Origin of the sequence: Aliiruegeria lutimaris (genome assembly GCF_900099935.1) — a bacterium.
GTDB lineage: Bacteria > Pseudomonadota > Alphaproteobacteria > Rhodobacterales > Rhodobacteraceae > Tropicimonas > Tropicimonas lutimaris.
On the sequence record NZ_FNEK01000131.1, the window covers coordinates 1 to 6,678 of the forward strand.

The window sequence follows — 6,678 nt, forward strand, 5'->3', positions numbered from 1 at the left end:
GGCCACCTTGGAACAAGGGACGAGTTGTCGGCCAGAAGAGACCGCTGCTGCCGAAGCATGTCTGGGCAATTCGGGTACGGCTCGAGCTTGCCGAGCGGCACCGTGACTTGGCGCTCTTCAACCTCGCGATCGACAGCAAGCTGCGAGGGTGCGATCTCGTGAAGCTCAAGGTTGCCGATGTCTTCGCCGCTGGTCTGGTCAAGGAGCGAGCCTCGATCATCCAGAGCAAGACGAACAAACCCGTTCGGTTCGAAATCTCCGAAGGAACCCGGAAATCGATTTCATGCTGGATGGATGATCCCCTCATGATTGGGTCTGAATACCTCTGGCCTGGGCGGTTCTTCCCGACTGCTGCGGCCCGCGCGAACTGGTAGATTGCCGACCTTGCGGTCATTCTCTGCAGTGCAGCGTTTCCTTCTGACCTCATCCCAAAGCTGTTCTTTCAGTGGAGAACCGGACGTTCGCCGCTGCCCACAACAAGGGAACGTTAGCGGACAATCCCGCCTGTCGGTATCCGAACGCGAGTGGCTGGTATCTGCGGTTCGCGACTGTAGCGATCGTCGCGTGGTCTAAAGACGGGCATTGTTTTTTGACACTCTGACTTATAAAATTGACAATATGTCAAAAATAGAATCGGCCTCGCCGCTGAGGGCGAGCCCTCAGCCGGCAAAGAAGATAGGGAAGTCAGAGCGAACCCGCGCAGACATCCTGAATTCTGTTCTGGATTTCACTTGGTCACGCCCTTTCTCCGAAATGACAGTGTCGACCTTGATGAATTTGACCGACCATTCCCGGTCAACCTTCTATGCACATTTCAACGACCTGCATGAGCCGATGGAGGCTGTTCTGGATCTCTTAAAAGACGAGATCTTCGGAGCGGTCCAACCATGGCTCTTGAGCGGCGGCGACCCGGTCGCAAGGATGTCTGAAACCATAGAGGCCTTGGTCCGGGTCGGTTACCAACGGGGACCGTTCCTGAAAGCCATCTCAGACGCCGCGGCATACGACACCCGTTTCGAAAAGAGCTGGGAGCGGTTTCTCGGCGAGTTCGATACCGCAGGAACCGCCCGCGTCCGGGCGGATCAAGCGCAAGGCCTAATCGAAGAGTTTGACCCCGCCCCGGTCGTCTTTGCGCTCAACCGCATGAACGCGAGAACCATGATTGCGGCCTTTGGAACACGGCCAAGGCGGCGCCCCGAGCCTGTCAGAATTGCTTTGGCCCATATCTGGGTAGCCGCTCTCTACGGTACGCGCTGGGCGTCGGCCGGTGCATCAGATCTGATCAGGAAATGAACAGAGGAAAAGATAAAACATGAAAGACTTTCGAGCACATTTCAGTGGTGCGCTGGCGGCCACGATAGTGGCCTTTGCGCAGCCTGCGATGGCGCAAGAGACACCTGGCTACAACAACAAGATACCTGACACCATTCTGACGCCGAATTCATTCGAGACACGGATCGGAAAACTGGAGTTCTTTGACGGAAGCCCGTCAGCGGACACAGTGGCGCTGGTCTATGACAACCTCGATTTCATGCGGGGCGTAGAGACGTTTCTCAACGGTATGCCAGCCTCCTCGATCGAAGGTCTGCGGCGCGGGAGCGTCGAACTCGGCGCGACGGCTAGCAACCAGGTCGTGATCTTCGATGACCTGATGGATTCCGATCCGATCTTCCTCACCGGCAACACCGACACCGTCTACGCGCTCGCCTTTCTCGACTTGAACAGGGATGGTCCAACTGTTGTTGAGATTCCCGAAGGCTCTGGCCCTGGCACTGTGAATGACGCGTTCTTTCGCTTCGTAATCGACATGGGGGCGCCGGGACCGGACAAGGGCAAAGGCGGCAAATATCTCTTATTGCCGCCCGAATATGACGGCCCGCTGGAAGCCCCGATCGGCGGACAGGAGCAGGACGTCGAGATAAACGGGATGATCGAGAAGATGTTCGTCACCCGTTCGCCAAGTTATGTGAACTGGCTGATCCTGCGCGGGTTCCTTGTGGACGGCAAGCCGGATGCCGCCTCTGCAATGTTCCGGAACGGTCTGCGGATTTACCCGTTGGCAGAGGCCGCTAATCCACCGGCGATGGAATTCTTCAACGGTTCAGAAAAGCCTTTCAACACGATACATGCCAACAGTTTCGAATTCTTTCAGGAGTTGGACGAAGTCATCCAGAGAGAACCCATCGGCTTTCTCGACCCTGAATTACGTGGCTTGTTTGCCTCGATCGGCATCGAAAAGGGCCAGGAGTTCGCACCTGACGACCGCATGCGCAGTCTTTTGGAGGACGCAGTGGCCGTTGGTAATGCCACAGCGCGGGCGATTTGGATCCGATCACGTGAAGAGGAGACGTACTACTACGAGAATTCGGGCTGGTACACAGGCTTCGTCGGCGGCAGCTACGAGTTCCTGAAAAACGACGGCGCCGGGGGCCGCTACCTCGATGCGCGTATTCTGTTCCACTACATGGCGACGGTCATCACGCCAGCGATGGTCGTCCCTATGGTCGGGGCCGGTTCTCAGTATGCCCTGCTCAATGTGGACGAGACCGGCGCATACATGGACGGCGCCAAAACCTATAAGCTGAACATTCCGGCGGATGTGCCCGCGAAAGATTTCTGGTCGGTGGTCGCCTATGACCCGCAGACGCGGTCGCAACTGCAAACAGGACAGCCGTTTCCAGGACGTAACAACCAACGCCACGAGATGGACACGAACGCGGATGGCTCAATCGACCTTTACTTCGGCCCGGAAGCGCCCGAGGGCAAGGACGCCAACTGGATCCAGACAGTCCCCGGCAAAGGTTGGTTCATAGGTCTGCGCCTCTATGGGCCGCTCGAGCCTTGGTTCGACAAGACCTGGCGCCCCGGAGAAATCGAGCTCGTCGAATAAACCGTAAAAATCGGTCCTGCAGGACAGTGTGACTCTGCCTGTCCTGCAAGGAACCTCCACAGCATAAACCTGATTGAAAACGAAGGAATAACCCAATGAAACGCTTATTGTTCAACGCCTACGCCTACGCCATTGCCGTTGTATGTATGGGACTTGCCGGCACAGCCCACGCCGAGGACGATCTCACGGTGACTGCCACGAATTATGTCCGCGCCGAGTCCGATCTTCAGCTGCGGGGATACGTTGAAACGTTCGACAGCTTTGGCAAGCTTGTTCATAGCCGTGATCCTTACGACGTCGAAAACCAGATTACGGTGAGAGGCAACCGCGACACGCTCTATTCCTTTGGGGTGTTCGACCTGACCTCTCCAGTGACCATCAAACTCCCTGAAACCGGTGGGCGATATCAATCTCTAATGATCGTCAATCAGGATCATTCGCTGGTCGGCGTTTACGGTCCTAGAACGATCACACTCACGCAAGACATCGTCGGGACGCAATATGTCATTCTAACGGTTCGGACCTTTATGGATCCGACCGATCAGGAGGATATCAGGGCGGCGCACGCGCTTCAGGATGCGGTCGTTGTCGAACAGGCCGACATCGGCACGTTCGATGTACCCGATTGGAAGGCTGACGACGTTGAGCAGATGCGGGCCACGATCAATGTCGTCGCCTCTACGGCCACCGACTCTTCGAAGATGTTCGGAAGAAAAGAGACCTTGGATCCGGTTTACTGGTTGCTCGGGGCGGCACTTGGCTGGGGTGGGCTGCCGGCAGAGCATGCCACCTATGTCAATGTGTTTCCCGAAATAAACGACGGTAAGACCCCTTACACGCTCACCGTCAAAGAGGTGCCGGTGGAGGCATTCTGGTCTGTTACCCTCTATGATGACGAAGGATGGATGCCGGTCAACGAGTACAATGCATATTCATTTAACAACGTGACTGCAGAAAAAAATGAGGACGAAAGTATAACCATTCACTTTGGCGGCGACCCCGACCAACCCAACTTTCTGCCCATCGTTCCGGGTTGGAACTACATTGTCCGACTGTATAAGCCCGGGCAAGAAATCCTGGACGGCACTTGGATATTTCCAGAGCCCAAACCGGTCGAGTAACTCTAATCGAAACCAGCGGCGCTCCTCTTGTTGATTGTCAGGTTTCGCAACTCAAGAAGCGCTACACTAAAACAGGGTCATGTAAACTGAGGGGGTGGTATGAAACAAACACTTTTGGTGCTTCTGATCTCAACGCTTGCCTTCCCGGTAAGTGCACAAAGCTTTATGGATAAGGTAAAGACAGGTGCCGGTAAGGTTGAAGACGTGGCCAAGAAAGGAGTTGATGCTGTTGGCGCCGCCGTTGATTCAACCGGTGAATTGGTAAGTGACGAAGAGACGCCAGAGGCGACCAGGGCCAAGCTCGACAAAATGGCAGACGAAGTCCTGATACGGTTACTCGCGGAAAATTCCGAGGCTGCTGAAGTGTATAAAATCAGTGCGGGCTACGCAGCTTTCGATATGCGTCGGATTTCCATTTTTCCACTTTCGGCAGGATACGGTCGTGGTGTTGCGGTTTCCGCTACGGACGGTGCCCGGACATACATGCAAATGGGTACCGGGGGTGTGGGTGCCGCATTTGGCATCGGAGGCTTTGAATCTCAGTTTGTGATTATGTTCGAGACACCTGTCGATTTTGAGCGCTTTGTTGAAAATGGATATGATGCATCTGCTGAAGCGGGAAAAATGGAAGGGATGGAACGTACTGCGACAGAGGTGAAATTCACTGATGGACGCTCGTTCTTTGTGCTTAGCAAGAAAGGCTGGCGCGTGAACGCAAATGCGTCCGGTACAAAATATTGGAAAGACGATGCGCTTAACTGATCAAAAAAATAGTGCCACAATCGCATCTGCGACCAGTATGGTAGCGACAGTCCCCGTCTGTAGGCTCGATCCGTTAAAATTTTTCCTGAGTAAGCTGGATTGGCAAGCTTGTTCATAGCCGTGATCCTTACGACGTCGAAACCAGATTACGGTGGGAGGCAACCGTGAATGTGAGAAATAATATTCCGGGAAAAATTTTGACGCGACAGTCCGAGAAACTGGCCCAACGTTCCGGTGCTAGCGTGACACTGTCCCGCTTGCTTTCCTGCGTGGTCGCGATCGTGCTGTTGGCGGCCTGCTCGCCGCCACCTGAACTCATTGGAGTGGATAACCCTAAAGTGCCTGTAGCGTCCGTGGAAGCGGCGACCAAGCACAAGATATTCTTGATGACAACGCGGGAGCCCACCGAAACCGTCGGCGCACTTTACTCCGGTCGGCGCGCGCCTGACCTGGGTCTGGCCTCGGTGCAGGTTTCGATTCCGCCCACGCATGTTGTTGGCGAGTTGGAGCGACCGAAAAGACTGCCACCAGATCCAAGGACAGAGTTCGCAGTTGTCGACCCAACCATCTACAAGAACGACGAGGCCTTCATCGCATCCGTGAACCGGGAACTGAGCAAAATCCCAAGGGGCGAAAGGGACATTCTCTTTTTTGTACACGGATATAACAATACGACAAGTGACGCTGTTCTTAGGCTGGCGCAGTTTGTGGAAGACAGCGGATTTCAGGGTGTCCCCGTGCTTTTCGACTGGGCATCTGCCGCAAGTCTGACCCGATATGTCTATGATTTGAATAGTGCCCTGATCGCCCGTCCAACTCTTCCTGAAATCAGTCGGATCCTGGAGCGGACCAATGCGGAAGGATACGATATCTTTGCGCATTCCATGGGGGCATTCCTGACAATGGAAGCAATGAAAGACGCTGTGCAGACCGGCAGGTTCAACGCCTCCGGACGAATTCAGACTATCATGCTGGCTTCGCCCGATATCGACATGGACCTCTTTCGCTCTCAATTGAAGCAGATCAACACAAAGTTCGACCGATTTTATGTTCTATTGTCCGAAGACGATAGCGCTTTGAACACGTCTCGCATTATTGCCGGGGGCATTCCTCGGGTCGGTGCGTCGAACATAGACGAGCTTGCAGAACTTGGGGTTGTAGCCATTGACCTGTCGAAGATCCAGAACTCCAGTTCAGGAAGCCACTCCAAGTTTGCCGGATCACCCGAAATCGTGCGGCTGATTGGCAATGGCCTAAACGACAACAGTCGATTTAACAGAAGCCAACGAGCAACGCAGCTAGGCGAGGTAATAGGATCAATTCCAATTAGAATAGCATTCGAATAAAGGCTACCTATGTTCGGTGAGCCACGTCCGCCTACCGCACTTTGCGCCAGTTTGCTCGTGCCACATCATACGACACTTTGGGCTCTCAACTGCCGTTCTCTGCACCTTCAACGAATGACAGCTTCGGGCCGGTCGCGACATCGCAATGAATGCTGCGACTGCGAAGAGAGTCACCACGGTGAAGGTCCGTTGTGCGCAGGAAGCGGTCCTCTTGGGAACGAACATGTGTGGATGGCTCCTGCATTGCAAGAGATTTCTGTGGTCGCGATGGTCTGTCAGTACAGTCGTGTGTCCGGCCTGTTAGTGTGGCGGTTGCCACTGGCCTTGATGAGTTCCGCAAGTAAGGTTCCAATCGGCTTAACGACCTCGAGGGCCATGCCGTTCGACGGAGTGTCCTTACTTTTGGTTGACTTCATTTCGCATCATCACATCAAGCGTCTTGCATCTCTTGGCAGCATCAGGCGATTGGCTGCCGGTATTCTTCTCGTTTTGTCAGTATTGCCCAGATGATCCGGGCGGACTTGTTGGCCATGGCTACAGTAGCGAGCCTGAAGGGTTT

At 54.6% G+C, this 6,678-nt stretch carries 5 protein-coding genes and 1 pseudogene; all 6 read left to right on the plus strand.

Features of this window, described 5'->3' with window-relative positions; all coding sequences use genetic code 11:
• A pseudogene (locus BLR85_RS27210) lies at positions 1–341 on the plus strand (site-specific integrase); the annotation flags it as partial.
• A 418-nt stretch (positions 342–759) separates the two neighbouring features.
• Positions 760–1,293 (plus strand): hypothetical protein, encoded by a 534-nt coding sequence (locus tag BLR85_RS27215; RefSeq protein ID WP_139188585.1) that lies wholly within the window; start codon positions 760–762, stop codon positions 1,291–1,293.
• A gap of 19 nt (positions 1,294–1,312) precedes the next feature.
• Positions 1,313–2,890, plus strand: coding sequence for a DUF1254 domain-containing protein (locus tag BLR85_RS27220; protein WP_093164797.1), 1,578 nt, complete (start codon positions 1,313–1,315; stop codon positions 2,888–2,890).
• Positions 2,891–2,985: 95 nt separating this feature from the next.
• Positions 2,986–4,011 (plus strand): DUF1214 domain-containing protein, encoded by a 1,026-nt coding sequence (locus BLR85_RS27225; RefSeq protein ID WP_212635180.1) that lies wholly within the window; start codon positions 2,986–2,988, stop codon positions 4,009–4,011.
• 99 nt (positions 4,012–4,110) lie between these two features.
• Entirely contained in the window at positions 4,111–4,773 is a 663-nt protein-coding gene (locus BLR85_RS27230) for a lipid-binding SYLF domain-containing protein (protein WP_093164800.1), read from the plus strand.
• Positions 4,774–4,937: 164 nt separating this feature from the next.
• Complete coding sequence (locus BLR85_RS27235) at positions 4,938–6,119, plus strand: alpha/beta hydrolase (protein WP_244520900.1); 1,182 nt, start codon at positions 4,938–4,940, stop codon at positions 6,117–6,119.
• The last annotated feature ends 559 nt before the right edge of the window (positions 6,120–6,678 follow it).

Bases quoted from the DNA above. Each gene is read 5' to 3' on its own strand.
- BLR85_RS27220 (WP_093164797.1), top strand. From the start codon at position 1,313: ATGAAAGACTTTCGAGCACATTTCAGTGGTGCGCTGGCGGCCACGATA.
- BLR85_RS27225 (WP_212635180.1), top strand. From the start codon at position 2,986: ATGAAACGCTTATTGTTCAACGCCTACGCCTACGCCATTGCCGTTGTA.
- BLR85_RS27230 (WP_093164800.1), top strand. From the start codon at position 4,111: ATGAAACAAACACTTTTGGTGCTTCTGATCTCAACGCTTGCCTTCCCG.